At 35.5% G+C, this 17717-nt stretch carries 16 protein-coding genes and 1 pseudogene; 8 read left to right on the top strand and 9 right to left on the bottom strand.

Annotated elements, in window-relative coordinates; genetic code table 11:
* Window positions 1-9: 9 nt before the first annotated feature.
* Complete coding sequence (locus D7004_RS03125; RefSeq protein WP_123204416.1) at window positions 10-1500, top strand: redoxin domain-containing protein; 1491 nt, start codon at window positions 10-12, stop codon at window positions 1498-1500.
* A gap of 1260 nt (window positions 1501-2760) precedes the next feature.
* Here D7004_RS03125 and D7004_RS03120 read toward each other — a convergent pair.
* Window positions 2761-3213 carry a GNAT family N-acetyltransferase gene (locus tag D7004_RS03120; RefSeq protein ID WP_123204415.1) on the bottom strand — a complete coding sequence of 151 codons (453 nt, stop codon included), beginning with the start codon at window positions 3211-3213 and terminating at the stop codon, window positions 2761-2763.
* A gap of 592 nt (window positions 3214-3805) precedes the next feature.
* A pseudogene (locus D7004_RS21215) lies at window positions 3806-3934 on the bottom strand (hypothetical protein); the annotation flags it as partial.
* A gap of 143 nt (window positions 3935-4077) precedes the next feature.
* On the opposite strand from D7004_RS21215, the gene D7004_RS03110 reads away from it, so the two are divergent.
* The 3 genes from D7004_RS03110 (at window position 4078) to D7004_RS03100 (ending at window position 7045) form a co-directional block, all read left to right on the top strand.
* Complete coding sequence (locus tag D7004_RS03110) at window positions 4078-5367, top strand: MFS transporter (protein WP_341867662.1); 1290 nt, start codon at window positions 4078-4080, stop codon at window positions 5365-5367.
* 273 nt (window positions 5368-5640) lie between these two features.
* Window positions 5641-5820 (top strand): hypothetical protein, encoded by a 180-nt coding sequence (locus D7004_RS03105; protein ID WP_123204413.1) that lies wholly within the window; start codon window positions 5641-5643, stop codon window positions 5818-5820.
* A gap of 64 nt (window positions 5821-5884) precedes the next feature.
* On the top strand, window positions 5885-7045 hold the full coding sequence (locus D7004_RS03100) for a zinc-dependent alcohol dehydrogenase (protein WP_123204412.1): 1161 nt from the start codon (window positions 5885-5887) through the stop codon (window positions 7043-7045).
* Between the two features lie 66 nt (window positions 7046-7111).
* On the opposite strand, the gene D7004_RS03095 is transcribed toward D7004_RS03100, so the two are convergent.
* The gene (locus D7004_RS03095) at window positions 7112-7534 is read right to left on the bottom strand and encodes a DUF4385 domain-containing protein (RefSeq protein WP_279634722.1); all 423 of its coding nucleotides are present in this window, start codon (window positions 7532-7534) and stop codon (window positions 7112-7114) included.
* A gap of 279 nt (window positions 7535-7813) precedes the next feature.
* On the opposite strand from D7004_RS03095, the gene D7004_RS03090 reads away from it, so the two are divergent.
* The 4 genes from D7004_RS03090 to D7004_RS03075 all read left to right on the top strand — a co-directional run bounded on the left by D7004_RS03090 (window position 7814) and on the right by D7004_RS03075 (window position 11578).
* Complete coding sequence (locus D7004_RS03090) at window positions 7814-8461, top strand: response regulator transcription factor (protein ID WP_123204410.1); 648 nt, start codon at window positions 7814-7816, stop codon at window positions 8459-8461.
* An 11-nt stretch (window positions 8462-8472) separates the two neighbouring features.
* The gene (locus D7004_RS03085; protein WP_123204409.1) at window positions 8473-9234 is read left to right on the top strand and encodes a DUF72 domain-containing protein; all 762 of its coding nucleotides are present in this window, start codon (window positions 8473-8475) and stop codon (window positions 9232-9234) included.
* Window positions 9235-9556: 322 nt separating this feature from the next.
* Window positions 9557-10756 (top strand): glycosyltransferase, encoded by a 1200-nt coding sequence (locus D7004_RS03080; RefSeq protein WP_123204408.1) that lies wholly within the window; start codon window positions 9557-9559, stop codon window positions 10754-10756.
* Between the two features lie 3 nt (window positions 10757-10759).
* A complete protein-coding gene (locus D7004_RS03075) occupies window positions 10760-11578 on the top strand; it encodes a galactosyltransferase-related protein (RefSeq protein WP_123204407.1) in 819 nt (272 codons plus the stop codon).
* Here D7004_RS03075 and D7004_RS03070 read toward each other — a convergent pair.
* The 6 genes from D7004_RS03070 to map form a co-directional block, all read right to left on the bottom strand.
* Window positions 11575-12630 carry a glycosyltransferase gene (locus D7004_RS03070; RefSeq protein ID WP_123204406.1) on the bottom strand — a complete coding sequence of 352 codons (1056 nt, stop codon included), beginning with the start codon at window positions 12628-12630 and terminating at the stop codon, window positions 11575-11577. The two genes, D7004_RS03075 and D7004_RS03070, sit on opposite strands and share 4 nt — an antisense overlap.
* A 3-nt stretch (window positions 12631-12633) precedes the next feature.
* Window positions 12634-13965, bottom strand: a complete 1332-nt coding sequence (locus D7004_RS03065) for a bifunctional PIG-L family deacetylase/class I SAM-dependent methyltransferase (RefSeq protein ID WP_123204405.1) — start codon at window positions 13963-13965, stop codon at window positions 12634-12636.
* A complete protein-coding gene (locus D7004_RS03060) occupies window positions 13949-15088 on the bottom strand; it encodes an acyl-CoA dehydrogenase family protein (protein ID WP_123204404.1) in 1140 nt (379 codons plus the stop codon). The genes D7004_RS03065 and D7004_RS03060 overlap by 17 nt, the downstream gene beginning before the upstream one ends.
* On the bottom strand, window positions 15085-16173 hold the full coding sequence (locus D7004_RS03055; protein ID WP_123204403.1) for a glycosyltransferase family 4 protein: 1089 nt from the start codon (window positions 16171-16173) through the stop codon (window positions 15085-15087). Before D7004_RS03055 ends, D7004_RS03060 begins: the two co-directional genes overlap by 4 nt.
* 146 nt (window positions 16174-16319) lie before the next feature.
* Window positions 16320-16523: a hypothetical protein gene (locus tag D7004_RS03050; protein ID WP_123204402.1), complete on the bottom strand. Its 204-nt coding sequence runs from the start codon at window positions 16521-16523 to the stop codon at window positions 16320-16322.
* Between the two features lie 389 nt (window positions 16524-16912).
* Complete coding sequence (gene map / locus D7004_RS03045; RefSeq protein ID WP_123204401.1) at window positions 16913-17707, bottom strand: type I methionyl aminopeptidase; 795 nt, start codon at window positions 17705-17707, stop codon at window positions 16913-16915.
* Window positions 17708-17717 lie beyond the last annotated feature (10 nt).

Raw genomic sequence — 17717 nt, 5'->3', positions numbered from 1 at the left:
GAACGTATTATGAAATTAATAAAATCAACCTATGCATTACTGTTGCTTATTGCAATAGGGAATGTAGCAAACGCCCAAAGCAAGCCATCTGCCGATACCACAATTAAGTATCTGGATAAATTGGTTTTGTCTAAAGATTCTGCCGATAAACAAATTTTGAGAAGCAAATTGGCAAGTTTATCTGCCGCGAAGACAGAAAAATCTGTTCTAACAGCTGCAAATTATTATTATAAAATTGGTGATACGAAGCAATCTGAAAAGTTGTATAAAGAATTACCAACGCGTTTTCCTTTAGGTACTCAGGCCAGGGGAGAAGCGTCGAAAGGTTTTTATGAACTGAAAACTGCTGCAGAGGCAGAGGCAGCTTATAAGGCTTGGATTAAAAAGTTTCCACCAGAAAATTATGAAAATAAAGAAGTGCCAGATCGTTTGGATTATGATTATGTGCGTTCTATGATAGCCAATAAATTTGCAGCAGAGAAAAATGTTGCAAAAGCCAATGCTTATGCCAAAATGCTTGAAGTTGACTTTTGGAAAGGAAACGCATACTCGGGCTTAACTACTGCTTTTTACAAAAATGGTGATTTGGCTAACGCAGAAATGTACGCTAAAATGGCAATGGATAATGCATTTTCATATTTGGATGGTAAAAAAGGAAATGAAAACTATGCTAAATTTTCGGCATCGGGCTATCCTGGTTTAACGAGCACTTATGCCAATATTTTATTCGAAAGGAAAAAATTTACCGAAGCTTTAAAATATTCGGAAATGGCTTATCAAAAAAGTACAACTTTAAATCCGCAGTTAAATTATCGTTACGCTCAAATTTTAATGGGTTTGAATAGAAATCAAGAAGCTTATGATAAACTGGAGGAAGTTGTTAAGGCCGGAAAAGCAAACCCGAAAATGGCAGAAGATTTTAAAAACCTGTACATTACAGTTAAAGGCAGTGATGCAGGTTTTGATGCTTATGCCTCCGCCATCAGAAAAAGTTACCTTGAAGCATTAAGTAAAAAATTAACAAAAGATATGGTAAAGGAGCCAGCTGCAGGTTTTACTTTAACTGATTTAGATGGCAAACAGGTTTCGCTGGCAGATTATAAAGGCAAAATCGTGATTTTAGATTTTTGGGCTACCTGGTGTGGTCCGTGTAAGGCATCATTCCCGGCGATGCAAATGGCAGTAAATAAATATAAAGACGATTCTAACGTTAAGTTTTTATTTATCCATACCTGGGAAAACGTAGCCAATCCTACCGAAGATGCGAAGGCATTTATAGCCGGTGCAAAGTACAATTTCGAAGTTTTAATGGATATTAAGGATGCACAAACTAAAAAGAATAAAGTTGTAAGCAGCTATAATGTTGCTGGTATCCCAGCTAAATTTGTGATAGATGGAAATGGCGATGTAAGGTTTAAACTTACCGGTTTTGATGGAAGTAATGAAGCTGCTGTTGATGAATTAACCATGATGATTGATATTGCAAAAGCCAAATCTTAACCGGATTTTCTGATACATTATTTTATTAAAAGCGAGATGCTTGCACTGGAGCAAATGCCTAGCAAAAGCATCTCGTTTTTTCTTTAAACCTTAGTTAGATTCTTAAACTTAATATTTTGCTATTTTATCGCCGTATTGCTTGTATGACACATCTTGCTGAATTTATTTCAGCATCGTTCCCGCAAATAGGACCCTGAGATAAATTTAGGGTGACGTAAACTAATGAAAATAGGTTTTCGAACACCTTTGAAACTTTTCATCATTACAAACGCTCTATTCCATGATTTCTGTGGCAATCTTTGTAACCTTAGTTCGATTCTTAAACTTAATATCTTGCTGTTTTATCGCTGTATTGCTTGTACGACACGTCATGCTGAATTCATTTCAGCATCTTTCCGCAAATAAGACCCTGAAATAAATTCAGGGTGACGTAAACTAAGAAAAACAGCTTTTCGAATACTTTTTATCATTACAAACGCTCTATTCCGTGATTTCTGTGTTTCTGTGGCAATCTTGATAGCGTAAGTTCGATTCTTAAAATCACTATTTTGCTATTTGTTGCCGTATCGCTTGTATGACACGTCATGCTGAATTTATTTCAGCATCGTTCCCGCAAATAAGACCCTGAAATAAATTCAGGGTGACGTTAACTAGAGAAAAGCAGCTTGATAATAATGTAAAGAAATATTAATAATCGAACTCAAGTTTACAATTAGCAAAACTATTGGTCAAAGATCTCTCTGTTCCGCTGCGCTCCAATCGAGATGACGGGAATACACGGCGTCATTTCGAGCGTAGCCGAGAAATCTTTGTAACCTGAATTCGACTCTTAAACTTACTATTTTGCTATTTATCGTCGTATTGCTTGTAAGACACTTCTTGCTGAATTTATTTCAACTCCTTTTCAGCAAAGAAGACCCTGAAATAAATTCAGGGTGACGTTAACTAGAGAAAAGCAGCTTAATAATAATGTAAAGAAATATTAATAATCGAACTAAAGTTTACAATTAGCAAAACTATTGGTCAAAGATCTCTCTGTTCCGCTGCGCTCCAATCGAGATGACAGGAATACAAGGCGTCATTTCGAGCGTAGCCGAGAAGTCTTTGTAACCTTAGTTCGATTCTTAAACTTAATATCTTGCTGTTTTATCGCTGTATTGCTTGTACGACACGTCATGCTGAATTCATTTCAGCATCTTTCCTACAAAAAGGACCAATAAAAAACCAGAATTAATTGGATAGGATATGACCTCAATACCTTCATTTTAATGAACTATTAAGCTTCATTGAGATAACTGGGTATGGTTTTCCTACCGCATCAGTTTCTGTTCTGCCTGTAATTTCAAATCCCATTTTTTTATAAAAACGTATGGCGTTAATGTTTTGCTCATTAACATCAATAGATTTTGCATTTCGATGCTTGATAGCATATTCAATTAGTGCATTCCCAATTCCTTTTCTCATTTCGCCTGGCGCAAAAAATAGCATCTGAATAAAATCTTTTTTTAAACCTATAAATCCGGCAATATTCCCTTCTCTTTTAACAAAAAAGATTTCGAGCTGTTGAAAGTAATACTCATAGATTAGCAGTTTATATTGCTGTATATCCTTCTGGGTTAGAAAATGATGGGTTGCATTTACCGAAGCTTCCCAAAGAATTATAAGCAAATCATAGTCGGTTTTTTTGGCTTTTAAAATCTTATGATTTTGCATCAGGAGGCAGGTAAGATTGCTAAATATAAAAGTATTTTGCTTTTTTTTGATATTACATAAATTTCATAGTTGCGACAGGTCGCTTATTAAGCGTCGGTAATATAAGCACTTCTTGAGTAGAAAAAATATAATATTCAAGATACTATCAGGGGAATGGAAATTGGTTGAATTTATCTTGTGGAATAATTATCAGAGGACAAAATTATTAGCTTAATTAAACTTATTTTTTCGTTTTATAATCTTATGCTGCGCTTCTGAAAAATAACTGTAAAAACTTCTGAAGAAAAAGATGATGAAGAAAAAAATTACAAACATGATTGCCATCAGTACCCAATTTATGTTTTTGCTTGATTCAAATAAAAAAAATATTAAAGAGCAAAGTGTGGCTACAATGAGTGACTGTTGAAAATGCTCAATAGTAAATTTCTTTTTCATAAATCTATATTCCAAGTAACTATAAACAATAATCTATTCAGTGACAGTATGTTTAAATATAGTCTTTAATAAACTGTAAAAAAAATCCCATACATAGTATAAATTTAGGTTCTGGCGATTTAGCCGGAAAATGTATTTTGTTGAAATCAAAAAATCTTCACAAAAATTTGAGGCTGTTGGTAATTCTCACTTGGATGTGAACTTTTAGCACAGACAATCTATGTTCTATGCCCCATTCGATCATCTTATCCATAACATCTGCAATTGATTTTCCTGAATCAGATAATTCGTATTCGACAGTTTAATCTTCATTCACAAAGACTTCAATAGAAATAAAATAAATTTAAGAACCTGCTGAACAATCCTTTAAAATTGCTGTTGAGTTTATATCCATTTTTTTGCACTGGACACTAATTTCATCATCCTAAATTGTTAAGAAACCTTCCCGTATTAAAAGAAAGTAAAACCTTAAGGTATTTTAGTTTCTTCTACTTGTATATTATGCAGGGCATACCTTCGGGTTTTGCACTTACGGCTGTGGCAAATTATTTGGCTGGCAAGGGTTTATCATCCTATTCTGTTGGTTCATTTATCGCTATTGTTGGTTTGCCCTGGGTGTTGCAATTTATCTGGGGACCCATAATAGATAGGTATCAATTCTCCGTTATTGGTCATCGTAAACATTGGGTTGTACTAACTCAAATCTTGGCGTTTATTGCATCATTGGGTTTGCTTATGGTAAGAGATCCGGTTAAACAAATTTCTCTTTTATCAATCCTCTTTTTCATCCATAGTAATTTTGCGAGCGTTCAGGATGCAAGTGTAGATGCCATTGCCATTTCTATAGTGCCTGAAGAAGAAAGGGGACGTGTAAATGCTTTTATGAGAGGCGGATATTTATTAGGAATTGCTGCGGGTTCGGCGGGTTTATCAACAATTCTAAATCATTACGGCTTTTTTTATGCAGCGGCAACTCAGTCGGCACTTTTACTAATTTTTACGCTATTAACATTCATTATTAAGCTCGATTCATCAGATAATTACCTACCTGTTTTTAAACCCAAAATTGTAAACAACGATGCACTATCTCTTGAAAATCCAAAATTAAAATGGTTATTTACCGAATTGTATAGCGCAGTAACCGAGAAAACCAGCATTAAAACCTTTTTACAAATTGCATTGGTATATACTTGCCTAAGCATATTTATCAGGGGTTTTTCGTATCATTTAATTCATAATTTACATTGGGAAAATAACGCCGTTTCGGTTTTGCAAGGCGGTTGGGGAACCATAGCAACCCTTACAGTTACTTTAACTGGAGGATACATTGCCGATAAAATTGGTGCAGCAAAACTCCAGCGTAAGGTGATGATAGTCATCGCACTTTTTCTAATCACCTTTTCCCTTTTAGGAAGTTTTTGGTATGTAAAATCAATCAGCATAACGGGTTTATTATTGTTCAATTTTGCCGACCCAATGTTCAGCGTTGCTGCAATGCCAGTATTAATGCTGCTCTGCCGAAAGAGAATAGAAGGGTCCCAATTTACAGCTTATATGGCTATGGTAAATTTTTGTGATGTACTAGGATCGTACTTTTCTGGCTGGGCAATGACATTTGCCTCTGCATCTCAAATTGGGATAGCCTGCGGTCTGACCATTCTATCAGTAATTCTTTTTTATCGCCAGCGAAAGGTTAACGATTTACCTTCCGATATCTAATTTAAAGCTTTAAACCTGTTCCATAAGCTGATGTGTCAGATGAATCAATATTTGATAAATTGCTATGCCTAAGCCATTGATTTTATGTAAGATGACTTTTTAATTGGTCGAATTTCATTCTTTAAAACAGTCTTAAAATTCTTATTCTTCTCGTTTCGTCTATCAAAAACGGCTGTTAAAACTATTAAAAAATTTAAGGAACAATCGGCAAAAAATTATGTTGGACTAATACTATGCCTTTTGTAATTAAGGAAATAGGATAAGGAAAATAACATGGAAAACAACAAAAAAGAAGAAGAGAAAGGTAAAGTTGGCGTTGTGCCGGCTGAGGATATTACAGGAAGTGATGCCGATAAGGCCTACGATGAAAATGGAGATTTTGCAAAACCTCAGGTTGATGATAAAGATGCAAAAAAAACTGACACACCTCCGGGCAGCGATGCTGATAGTTAAGCAAATCAATAAAATTTATACCTAAAAAATTGAATGGGTGAAAGCCTGATTAAAATCTACCTACATGAAAGCAGCAGTATTTCACAAACCCGGCGATATCCGGGTTGACACCGTTCCGGATCCGGAAATTTTAGATCCAAGAGACGTTATTTTAAAAGTTACTTCAACAGCAATTTGCGGTAGCGATTTACATATTTTGAGTGGTGCAGTTCCTCAAAAAGACCCAATGGTTATGGGACATGAATTTATGGGAATTGTAGAAGAAGTTGGTTCGGCAATTACAAATTTAAAAGTTGGCGATAGGGTAGTTGTTCCTTTCCCAATATCATGTGGCAAATGCTTCTTTTGTACCCACGAAGCATCTCCAGCTTGCGAAGAATCGAATTATAAAAACTATGGTCCGGCAGGTAACGTTGCCGACCAAAAAGGTGGTGCACTCTTCGGTTATACCGATTTATATGGTGGCTATTCTGGCGGTCAAGCCCAATATGTTAGGGTTCCGTATGCAGATGTTAGTCCTAGAATTGTGCCCGAACACCTTAGCGATGACCAGGCACTTTTCCTTACAGATATCTTTCCTACTGGCTGGTCGGCTATAGATTGGGCACAGCTTAAAGGCGGTGAAACCGTTGCAATCTTTGGCTCTGGTCCGGTTGGTTTAATGGCGCAAAAAGCAGCATGGATTAATGGAGCAGCTCGGGTTATTGCTATCGACCCACTAGATTATCGTTTGGAAAAAGCCCGTGTGGCAAATAATGTAGAAACCTTAAACCCTCATAAAGTTGATGTAGTTGAGGCCATTAGAGAAATGACTGGCGGCCGCGGTGCTGATGTTTGTGTTGATGCTGTAGGTTTCGAACCTGAACGCAGCTTAATGGATAAAGTTAAAGCCACTTTCAATTTTGAAAAAGGCTCTATGAAGGTATTAGAAATGTGTTTTGAATCAGTTAGAAGAATGGGTACCGTTTCCATAGTTGGAGTTTATGGCTCGCCTTACGATAATTTTCCACTATTCAGGATGTTTGATAAAGGCATCACCATCAAACAAGGGCAGGCACCGGTTGTAAACTATATCGATAAGCTTATCGGTTTGGTTGATGAAGGAAAAGTTGTATTGGATGATATCATTACCCATACGTTGCCTTTAGAAGATGCAGCTCATGGCTACAAAATATTCGATGAAAAGCAAGAAGATTGCGTTAAGGTGGTTTTGAAACCATTTTAAAAGGATTGAGGTTGTCGTACATATTTATGGCAGCCTCATTTTCTTTATGATAAATTTATTGAAACCTCAACCCTTTAGTTTTTTCCAATCCTTTTTCATAGATGCGTAAATCGGATTAGCTTCAGCGCTTTTATACGCTTTATAGAAAATTTCAGCAGATTTTGCTTTTTCTTCTGAGCCTGTACCTCGCTCAAGCGCCTTATAATCATGCTCTTTATCATATTTCTTTCCGCCTTTGTAGTTGGCGTATCGTCTGGCTCGAGTGTAACCCATTTGCAGGTATTTTCTGGCCATATCTGCACCAACAAAATCATTAGCTTCGATATACTTATAAAACATTTCTAGTATTTTTTTGCTGCTTTCGGTAGCAATTTCAGGGGTCTTAAATCGCCAAAATTGTCCAATTTCCGATTTATACGGTTCGCAAATCAGTACTCCTTGTTCGCCTTTACCAACTTTATATTTTTCAGGTTGCGCCCTATAATCAATATCGGGTTTCCAGGGATAACTATCAATTTCAAAATTAAGGTATGATGGTTTGCTATTTGAAGGAATAAATTTATAACGCCATGGTTTAGTTAAAGTTTTTCGGAAATGTTTTTTCGAAATTTTTAGTAAGGAGACATAACATTTAAAAGCAAAAATTGTTAAGTAGGATATTAGTTAATATCACCAATATTATGCAGAATTTAAAACCTTTTGGAATAATTGGTGTTAATAATTAACCAACTTATCTATAGATAAATGTGGGCATCCTTAAGAAAATAAATGAAGCAAATTATACTGGCCGAAGATCATAAAGTGATTAGAAACGGCGTCAAAATGTTACTGGAATCAACTAACCAGTACCAAGTTTTATTCGAAGCCAGCAACGGACAAGAAGTTATTGATGCATTGGATAGAGGTTTGATTCCTGATATAATTATTTCTGATATTGGCATGCCTGAAATGGATGGCATTGCAATGATTGAGGAACTAAATCAATCTCATCCTAAAATTCCCGTTCTTATTATGTCGATGATGGAAAATTACACGAATTTATATCAAACAATAAATGTTGGTGCAAAAGGCTTTTTAACTAAAGCTGTTGATGCTGAAGAACTTTTCTTTGCCATAAACAGGCTATTAATGGGTGAGCGTTATATTTGTTCAAGCTTAGTTATACCAATTGTAGATCAGGTTATCGAAAGAGAGTTATCTTCGAATGCGCAAGTAAATAATATGGATTTTTCATCACGAGAAATTGAAATTTTACAGCTTATTAGTCAAGGTCTTACCAATATAGAAATGGCCGATAAACTTTTCATCAGCAAACGAACGGTAGAAGGGCATAGACAAAGTTTGATTGATAAAACAGGATCGAAAAACACGGCTGTTCTGATGCGATATGCCTATGTTAACGGTATTATCGAATAATAATTTATAAAATGGATAATTCTGTAACACATTATTATTCTGGTACAAGCGGTTTACTTTTACCTGTTCCGAATAAAACCTATTATCCGATAGAATTTCAAAACCGTTCTAGATTATGCTATTACAGTTCTTTGTTAAATAGCATAGAAATTAATAGCTCTTTTTACAAAATTCCGCAACCTGCAACTATAAAGAAATGGTTCGCAGAAGTATCTGATGATTTCAAATTTACATTTAAACTTTTTAAAGGCATTACCCATCAACCGGGTTTAAACTTCGATGAAGCAGAGCTTTCTAAATTTTTTGATGTAATTGCAAATGTTGCACATAAAAAAGGTTGTGTATTGGTTCAATTTCCGCCAAGTGTTCGCATCGCTCACTTTGCTCAACTGCAAAATTTAATGGCATCATTACGCAACTATGATCCATCAAATGAATGGAAAATTGCTTTGGAATTTAGACATACATCTCTTTACACCGAAGAAATAACCGAACTGCTCACCGAATTTAATCTGGCTTCTGTTATTCATGATAAAAGCAATGCTTCTAGTCCGATGCATTTAGATGAATCTCCTTTCGTTTATTTACGTTTTCACGGTCCGGGTGGAGATTATAAAGGCAGTTATTCTGATGCATTACTTGCCGAATACGCCAGCTACATTACAGATTGGATTGATGAAGGTAAAACCGTGTTTACCTATTTTAATAATACCATGGGTGATGCACATGGCAATTTAAAAATGCTGCAAAATATGATTAATGAAAACAGATAACCCGGGTCGGATTCACATTCTAATTTAACCAAACAAACAACCGAGTATTTCACATCGTACAGCAAGTACTTATATCTGTAGCTGCGTATTTATGATTTTAAATGGGTTTTATTTTCCATTTATTTTGTCATTTCTCAAAAAAAAGATGAATAAGAGTGGTATTAAACGGCTTTGCTAATTAAGTAGTTATCTAGCTAAATAAACTAAACAATTGATTGAAATCTGATGTTGTAAAACTGTAGTTCATTACACATGGTTCGAATTACAGCATCAATTCTCATCCTGTAAATTATTTAGCAAACCATCCGATTAAGAAGCATTTATGAATCAAAGTTTACCAAAAGAAGCCAAATTTTTATTTCGGGGAAAAGTACATCCTTCATTAAAATTATCTGTGATTGTTCCGGCTAAAGATGAATCTGACTTTATCGTTAAAACACTTGATGCGCTTCGCATGCAGCTTAATGATTTGGGCATAGCTATCAACTCTGGTTTGTATGAAGTTTTGGTGCTGGCAAATAATTGCAATGATGATACTTATGAAATTTGTAGAAAATATCAGCAGCGATATAAAACTTTTCATTTGCATGTAGAATGCATACAGTTTGAGAAAAAACATGCACATATTGGCACAGCCAGAAGATTATTAATGGATGCGGCTCATGACCGGTTGATGAGCGTAACTGGTTTAAAAGGAATTATTGTTTCAACTGATGCGGATAGCGAAGTTGCACCCGATTGGATTTATCATATTTTAAAGGAAATAGCAACGGGTGCTGATGTTGTTGGTGGTAGAATTTTACCTCGAGATACACCTGAAGTCAGCAGAAAGCATCATTTAAGAGATGTAACCTATCGTTTTCTGAAAAGTAGATTAGAATCATCGATAGACCCATGCGATTCAAATCCATGGCCTCGCCACTTTCAATGTTACGGACCGAGTTTAGCTGTAACCTGCGAAATGTACGAACGTGCCGGACGTTTGCCGGTTATCCCTTTTTTAGAGGATGAAGAATTTAGAAAAGCCTTAAATAGGGTTGATGCAAAGATTCGACATTCGCCAAATGTTCGCATTTATACTTCCGGCAGACTTGATGGTAGAGTGAAGTTTGGGTTTTCTGTACAACTTAAACATTGGTCGGAAATGAGTTTGGGAAGTGAAGAGCAACTCGTAGAATCTTTGGATACTTTAATTTTTAAGTTTGAATTTAAAAACAGGCTCAGAAAAATTTGGAATGCAGATGCACAACTTACAAATGCATTAAGTTTAGCACAAGTTGCTGATTGGGCTGAAGTAGAGTTAACTACTCTTAACAATATTTTTAACACCAGTATTTATTTCGAATCATTATGGGAAAAAATAGAGCAGTTGCTTCATGCAGACGATAAAAATGTCTTAAAGTTTGAACCAATAAATCTGGTTATTTCGGATATGCGTTTGTATTTTAATCATAGAAGTGAATTAACAATTAAATCTATCAATACCGATTTGCGTCTAAATGCTGAAGCTTTGGCTGTTTAAATTATGGATAAAATTTCTGTGCTAACCTTGGTTAATGGTAGAAAGTCGGCGCTAATAAACTTTCTTTCCGGACTTAAAATCAGTACAAAATTGCCCGATGAATTGGTAATCGTTTTTATGAATGAGCCGATAGGAGAATTACCACAAATGCCTTTTCCGGTTAGATGCTTTCAAATATTTCACGAAAACCAGATTCCACTTGCTGCAGCGAGAAACAAAGCAGCCAACAAAGCTGAATTTAATTCTCTAATTTTTTTAGATGTGGATTGCATTCCTTCAAAGGATTTAATTTCTATGTATGCCAACAATTTTGAACCAAAGAAATTACTGGTTGGTTCAGTTCGATATTTGAATATTGGTGCGACAGAGCAAGATGAGTTTTTAGCTAAATTGGAATCGCTTAGTAAGCCAGATCCCATTCGGAAGGATTTACCAGAAATTTCTTATGAACTATTTTGGTCGCTCAATTTTGCCTGTAATAAGGCTGATTATGAATTTATTGGTGGTTTTGACGAAAACTTTGAAGGCTATGGTGCAGAAGATACCGACTTTAGTTTTACAGCAAGAGAAAAGTGCATTGAATTAAAAACGCTTAATGCTTGCGCTTATCACCAATATCATGCTAGTTATTCACCTCCGCTTAATCATTTTGCAGATATCGTTTCAAATGCCGAAAGGTTTTTTGCGAAGTGGAATATTTGGCCAATGGAAGGCTGGCTAAAGCAGTTTGTAGATATGGGGTTGATTTTTAAAAAGGTAAATCATATCGATATTTTACGATACCCAATCAAATCAGAAATTGATGCAGCCTTAAAAGATTAACTATTCTTAAAAAGGTTTTCGGCAGTATTTACAATTGTTATTGCAAGCGTAGCCACAGCATTTGGCGCAATTACACCTTTCCAATCTACTGGCTCATTCTTTAGATTTTGAAGAATGATTTGCCAATCTACTTGGAGCAATTCATCTGGAGTTACAATCTTAATTCCCTTTCGATTTTGAAATGATTTTGCTTTTTCAACTTGCTCATCAAATGGACGATTTTCAGGTATTCCTATAAAACGCTTATTTAAACTCGCAACTTCCATCACTGTGTTATGTCCGGTATTGCCGATGATGATTTGGGCTCCGTTTAAGATTTCAACTGGATTGTCAACTTTACCCAGAAACTCAAGATTGCTAAAGTTATTGTTCTCGCTTTGCTTCAAGCCTAATACCTTAAAATGAAGTTCAGGGCAAGAAAAAGCCATTTTTTTTATTACTATTTCTGTGATTGACGTGCCTCCCTTTCCAACCAAAATACAAACCGTATTTAAATTACCATTTACGTTATTTTTTATAGAATCAAACCTGGAGAAGCCACCTGTAAAAACTGTTTTTGTATACGTTTTATCTTTTTCGCCCACATACATTTCACTCGAAAAGGGGGCAATAAGTAATTCTGCGCTATCATATGCGAGCTGATGCGGCAAATCGGTACGGTTACCTTGTTGCCTTATTATTATGGTTGGTACGCCAGCTAAGCGAGCCAATAATGCAACCTCTACAGAAACATCTACAACTAAAACCAATGGATAATTTTCTTGAAAAACTTCAGTTAGTATGGCTACCCTATCTCTAATGCCTTTAACATCAATTGGTGCATAATGGAAACCCATTGATTTAGAATTTCTATCGGATAGATTTTCACTTTCAATGGCAATATCCAAAGGTAAGTGAATGATTTTCACGTTTGATGGCACGCCTGTCAAATCCTTTAATCCACTTCCTATCAATATAATTAAATAGTCTTTTAACCCTTCAACAATTTGTAAAGTGCGCATCAGGTGACCAGAACCATGGTGATGAATATAAAACGCGATGGTGAATTTCATCTATTAAGATTGTTTTTGAAAAACATCAATTCGGTAATCTTCATTTCTAAAATTGCTTAAATGTTTTAGTGGTAATTCCTTAAAACACTCATGCACATCATCGCCAGAAATTGGATAATCTACAACAAAATGTGTCCAATGCACTAGCAATAAAATTCCATTATCGTTAAGTTGGTTATAAATTTTTGTCCTGGTGCTAAGTAAATCTTCTTTGACAAGGTAATATCCAACTTCGCTCATTACAATTAAATCGAACATCTTATCCGGAAAATCATTTGGAATTGCTCCCAAGCGAAATTCTACTTTTATGTTATCAACAAGGCGTTTTTTGGCCATTGCAAGCGCAGTAGAACTGATATCCATAGCCAATAAATTATTGCAAAATTGCGAAAGCATTGTGGTAAAAACACCAATAGAACAACCTATTTCTAATGCATTATTGTAAGTTTTATTCGGAATGGCGGCAATAGAATTTTGATATTTTTTCTGCTCGTATTCGCTTTTTTCAAAATTCCAGGGGTCGTCATTACCACTGTAAAGCGTATCAAAATAATCTTCTGTTAATGTTGATGAAGGATTTATTTTCCTGCGCTCCATAAAATATTCCTTACCATTAGTAAAGTTTGAAATCATCTCGTCGCTAAGCATAAATCCGGTAGGATCATCATCAATTAAATTTGTTGTTTGCGATGCGTGTGCTGCAATACAATTCTGCTTAATTTCGGTGTATTTAGCTACATCGATAAACTTTAATTCGTGTTCTTTGAGATTTGGGATATCATCTTGTACTGCATTTTCATACAACCAAATCGGGTATTCCCAAATTTTTGGTCTGTGTGTATTTCCTTTTTCTAAAGCTGCCATTAAAAGTTGCCAGGTTGCACGATGGTCTCGGTGTGGGTCTAGCTCGTAAGGAACCAGCACCAAATCTGGTTGGAAAGAAGTTATGTCTTCAGCTAATTTTGAAACAAGTTCATTAAAACCACTTTCACCTTTTGCGGGCATGGCAGAATCTACGCTATTGTAACAGGTTAATATATTATTGCTTAAATTAAGGAAATTGAGCGCTTGCTCCAATTCATTTTTACGTAATGCCGCAAGCTTTTCTGATGGATATATATTAGAATTTGGATGCGATCGGCTTCCATCCGTGGTTAAAATTATTGTAAACTCAGTGCCTTTTTCTTGTAGCAAACAAATTAAACCCGCACAAGCTAAAGATTCATCGTCAGGATGTGGCACTAATATCAAGCATCGTTTTACAGCATCCAAATCATTAGCACGAATCTCCGTTGCCGAATTTTTAAAAGCCTCCTTATTAAATATTTGTTCCATAAGAAACACTGTTTTTATTGATGAAAAAATCGGCAATGTTTAATCGAGTAGCATCAGGAGCAGGTTGGCGAAGATAGAATGTTAAGTCTCTGAATATACGCTCTAAAGTATATGGAGCCATTAATCCTCTTGCTCCAACACATTTGTTGCTTTCATCCATAATTCGCAGGCAAATATCTTCAATAGTTGTACGTGTCATATTTGCAAAAGCGATAAGATTTTGCTCAAATTCTTTATTTTCGAGCCAATTATCATAATTTTCACCAGCCTTTTCCAACCACAATTGACCTGCAACCAGCTGTGTCATTATACTGGCAATTCGCATTCTTTGAATGGGATCTTCAGTACGGTTTAACTCTTTTAAATATTTTATGGTATTGTGTGCAACTGCTTCTGCACCGCCTAAATGCACGGCTGCAAACCGTATCGCACCAGCACTGAAATAAGGTTGTTTGAGGTATATTCCTGGTTTTGATAGCAATTCACTATCAGCTAATTCATAACCCGAAAAATCAACGGTGTAACTTCCTGAAGCTTTCATTCCTAAAGGTTTCCAGATTTCTTTATTTACTTTGTCATCGCTAATCTTCCCCATATTAACGATTGACATTTGCCAGCCAGCCCTTTCTCCATGATTTATATTTCCGGTAATTAATGCTCTATTAACTAAGCCAACGCCAGAGCAAAATGTTTTATTTCCAGAAACAATCAATTTATTATCGATAGACTTAAACTCTATTCCATTTTGCGCTTGTGTATTCCAAACCCCAAATAAATGGCCATATTCTTTAACACCTTCAAACCAGTTTCGTTTTTGGTCTTCATCAGCATATAAATGAATTAGGTATAAAGTATTAATGTGTCCTTCGAAAATTCTACCAACTGATAAATTTGCCTTTCCAACGTCTTTTAAAAGCGTTAATAATGCTGGCGTGTTTGGCTTGTTAAAATCAAGATATTCACCAGGAAGCACAATTTTTAATACACTAATTTCACGCAACAATTCAAATTCTTTACTCAATCCATCGGTATGATGTTCTGAAACAGATGCCATCTGCTCAATTTCAGCAAGTGCATTTTGAAAGGTAATTGGGTTAAAAGCTTCTTTTATTGTATCTATCATTGGTATGCTTGTTTAACTGGATGTTGCGATATTATGTTTTCAAGCATTTGCTCGTATTTATCAATCATTTTATGGATGTCAAACCTCATTGCAGATTGTGCCACTAACGTTCTGTCGAAGTTAGATGCCGATTGGATGGCAGCTGCAAGTGCATCCGTATTAGCGAAATCAACTAAAATGCCACAATGTTCATCAATAAGTTCTGGTAGCGCACCCATTTTAAAACCAACTATTGGTGTGCCGCAAGCCATGGCTTCGGCAACGACTAAACCGAATGGCTCTTGCCAGCATGGCGTAATTAAACAAACTTGCGCCCCACCAATCAATGCATTTAATTCCTGGTGATTTAATAAGCCTAAACATTCTATGGTTTCATCAAGTACTGGAGCGATTTTGCTATCATAATAGCGTTGGTCGGCTATTGCTCCCGCTACCTTAAGTTTAATTTCCGCTTTTTTGGAGGCTTCAATTGCTAGGTGTAATCCTTTATCTGGATGTATCCTGCCAAACCAAACCGCATACTCATCTATATTTTTATCTGGATAGGAAACCCAATCTTCTATAACAATTCCATTGGGTATTATCGCACAGTTTTCTATTTGCTTTTGCCAGTTTGCAGCACTTTGTTTTGAAACGGTAACATAATTAATTACCGGATTTTTCCTTTCTGAACGAATGGCTAAATCTAACTCGTAAAATGGAGGCGTGTGCAGTACGGTAAGCATTGGCGTTTGTACTGTATTTGCCATGGTTATTGGAATGTAATGCAATGAATTATTAAAAATTACGTCCAAATCGTAATTGTCAATATGCATCATCAAGTTGAAATAGGCATGGTGTTCGGCAATATATTCTGAAGGCAAATCTTTTCTTTTAATCCTTACACCAGTTTGTTTATCGTAATCATTATCAGATAAAATCGATTCGACAGGAAGTGATGAATCGGAATTGGAACTTGCGAACAAAATCACCTCATGACCACGTTCAACAAGCAGTTTGGTGATTTGATGGGTAAAAACTTCTAATCCACCGGCAAACGGAGCGGAAATAGGATGTTTTAAATGTGCGATGATTCCAATCTTCATAAATGATAGCGATTATTTATATCATATATGACAATCAAAACGACAGCTAAGTTTTTTAAATCGAAAAATATTGTGCTTAAGGTTGACTCACGAAGTTTCAACAGGCAAAGAGCAGATGGAAACTTCGTAAGTCTTTAATAGATTTTTTAATGATTCACATCTGCTGGCGCATTTGTTGTAGAATCGGCCATGATATTTGCTTGTGTACTGTCTTTAGAATTCGTATCTAAAGTTGTCGAATCGCTGTATGTATTCATCTTATCTGCATTTTCTGAATCGGCTTTTTTGCCGTTACAAGCTGCAACTGAAATGCCTATACTCAAGGCAATTAACATTAATTTCTTTTTCATAATCTGGATGATTTTAATTTGTATTAATATCTGAAAACTGAATATTCAACACAGTAATAATTTACCAGTTATTTAACATCAACTGAATGTTTATGTTTTACAAAATTTAGCACAAGTTTCAAATCCAGACTAAATATTGCTATGCTATAATATGTTAAGCTGAGCTCGATTATTAATTTTTCTTCACCTAAGTAAAGCCACTTTTTTATAGCTAACGTCACCCTGAATTCATTTCAGGGTCTTATTTGCAGGAAAGATGCTGAAATAAATTCAGCATGACGTGTCGTACAAGCAATACGCCGATAAAACAACAAAATATTAAGTTTAACAATCGAACTTGGGTGAATAAGCTGATTTATAAGATTTATTATCGTTAAGTGTGTTAAAGCCTAAACCACCTTTAGATTAATATTATTTCTCTCTGCTAATTCTATGGGTGTATAATCAGATAAAATTAAAGCTTTACCTTTTTTAATGCATACATCATGTTCAAAATGAACGGAAGGTTTACCATCTTTAGTTCTAACCGTCCAGCCATCTCTTTCAATATACACCTCTTTTTTACCAAGGTTAATCATCGGTTCTATCGCCAAAACAAGGTTTTCTTTAAGCATTAGTCCCGAACCACGTTTGCCATAATTGGGCACTTGTGGGTCTTCATGCATGCTTTTTCCAAGTCCGTGACCTACAAAATCTCTTACCACACCATAACCTTGCTTCTCATTATGATTTTGAATAGCAAAACCGATATCACCTAATCTTCTGCCCACAACAGCCTCATTTATACCAACAAAAAGAGATTCTTTGGTAGTTCTAACCAATTTTAAAATTTCTTCGCTGGCATCGCCAATTACAAAAGTATAAGCATGGTCGCCATGGTATTCATTTTTAATAACACCAACATCAACAGAAATGATATCACCATCTTTTAAGGTTTCTTTACCGGGGAAACCATGTACAACAACATCATTTACAGAGGTAATAATGTGGTGCGGAAAACCATTGTAGTTGAAAAAAGATGGTACAGCACCATTATCTAAAATAAATTCATTTGCTAATTTATCAATCTCAATGGTTGCTAAACCCGGGCGTAAAATTTTAGCGATTTCAGAAAGGGTTTCGCTTACCAATAGCGCACTGATTCGCATCAGTTCTACTTGTTCATCAGTTTTGTAAAAAATCATTGGTGGCAAA

Source organism: Pedobacter jejuensis, assembly GCF_003725795.1.
GTDB lineage: Bacteria > Bacteroidota > Bacteroidia > Sphingobacteriales > Sphingobacteriaceae > Pedobacter > Pedobacter jejuensis.
The sequence above is the reverse complement of the archived record's forward strand: the minus strand, read 5'-3'. Positions and strand labels throughout refer to the sequence as shown.

Coding starts and splice junctions, on each gene's coding strand:
- D7004_RS03085 (WP_123204409.1), top strand. CDS start 8,473: ATGGATAATTCTGTAACACATTATTATTCTGGTACAAGCGGTTTACTT.
- D7004_RS03100 (WP_123204412.1), top strand. CDS start 5,885: ATGAAAGCAGCAGTATTTCACAAACCCGGCGATATCCGGGTTGACACC.
- D7004_RS03125 (WP_123204416.1), top strand. CDS start 10: ATGAAATTAATAAAATCAACCTATGCATTACTGTTGCTTATTGCAATA.
- D7004_RS03060 (WP_123204404.1), bottom strand. CDS start 15,088: ATGATAGATACAATAAAAGAAGCTTTTAACCCAATTACCTTTCAAAAT.
- D7004_RS03055 (WP_123204403.1), bottom strand. CDS start 16,173: ATGAAGATTGGAATCATCGCACATTTAAAACATCCTATTTCCGCTCCG.
- D7004_RS03105 (WP_123204413.1), top strand. CDS start 5,641: ATGGAAAACAACAAAAAAGAAGAAGAGAAAGGTAAAGTTGGCGTTGTG.
- D7004_RS03050 (WP_123204402.1), bottom strand. CDS start 16,523: ATGAAAAAGAAATTAATGTTAATTGCCTTGAGTATAGGCATTTCAGTT.
- D7004_RS03065 (WP_123204405.1), bottom strand. CDS start 13,965: ATGGAACAAATATTTAATAAGGAGGCTTTTAAAAATTCGGCAACGGAG.
- D7004_RS03090 (WP_123204410.1), top strand. CDS start 7,814: ATGAAGCAAATTATACTGGCCGAAGATCATAAAGTGATTAGAAACGGC.
- D7004_RS03070 (WP_123204406.1), bottom strand. CDS start 12,630: ATGAAATTCACCATCGCGTTTTATATTCATCACCATGGTTCTGGTCAC.
- D7004_RS03075 (WP_123204407.1), top strand. CDS start 10,760: ATGGATAAAATTTCTGTGCTAACCTTGGTTAATGGTAGAAAGTCGGCG.
- map (WP_123204401.1), bottom strand. CDS start 17,707: ATGATTTTTTACAAAACTGATGAACAAGTAGAACTGATGCGAATCAGT.
- D7004_RS03080 (WP_123204408.1), top strand. CDS start 9,557: ATGAATCAAAGTTTACCAAAAGAAGCCAAATTTTTATTTCGGGGAAAA.
- D7004_RS03120 (WP_123204415.1), bottom strand. CDS start 3,213: ATGCAAAATCATAAGATTTTAAAAGCCAAAAAAACCGACTATGATTTG.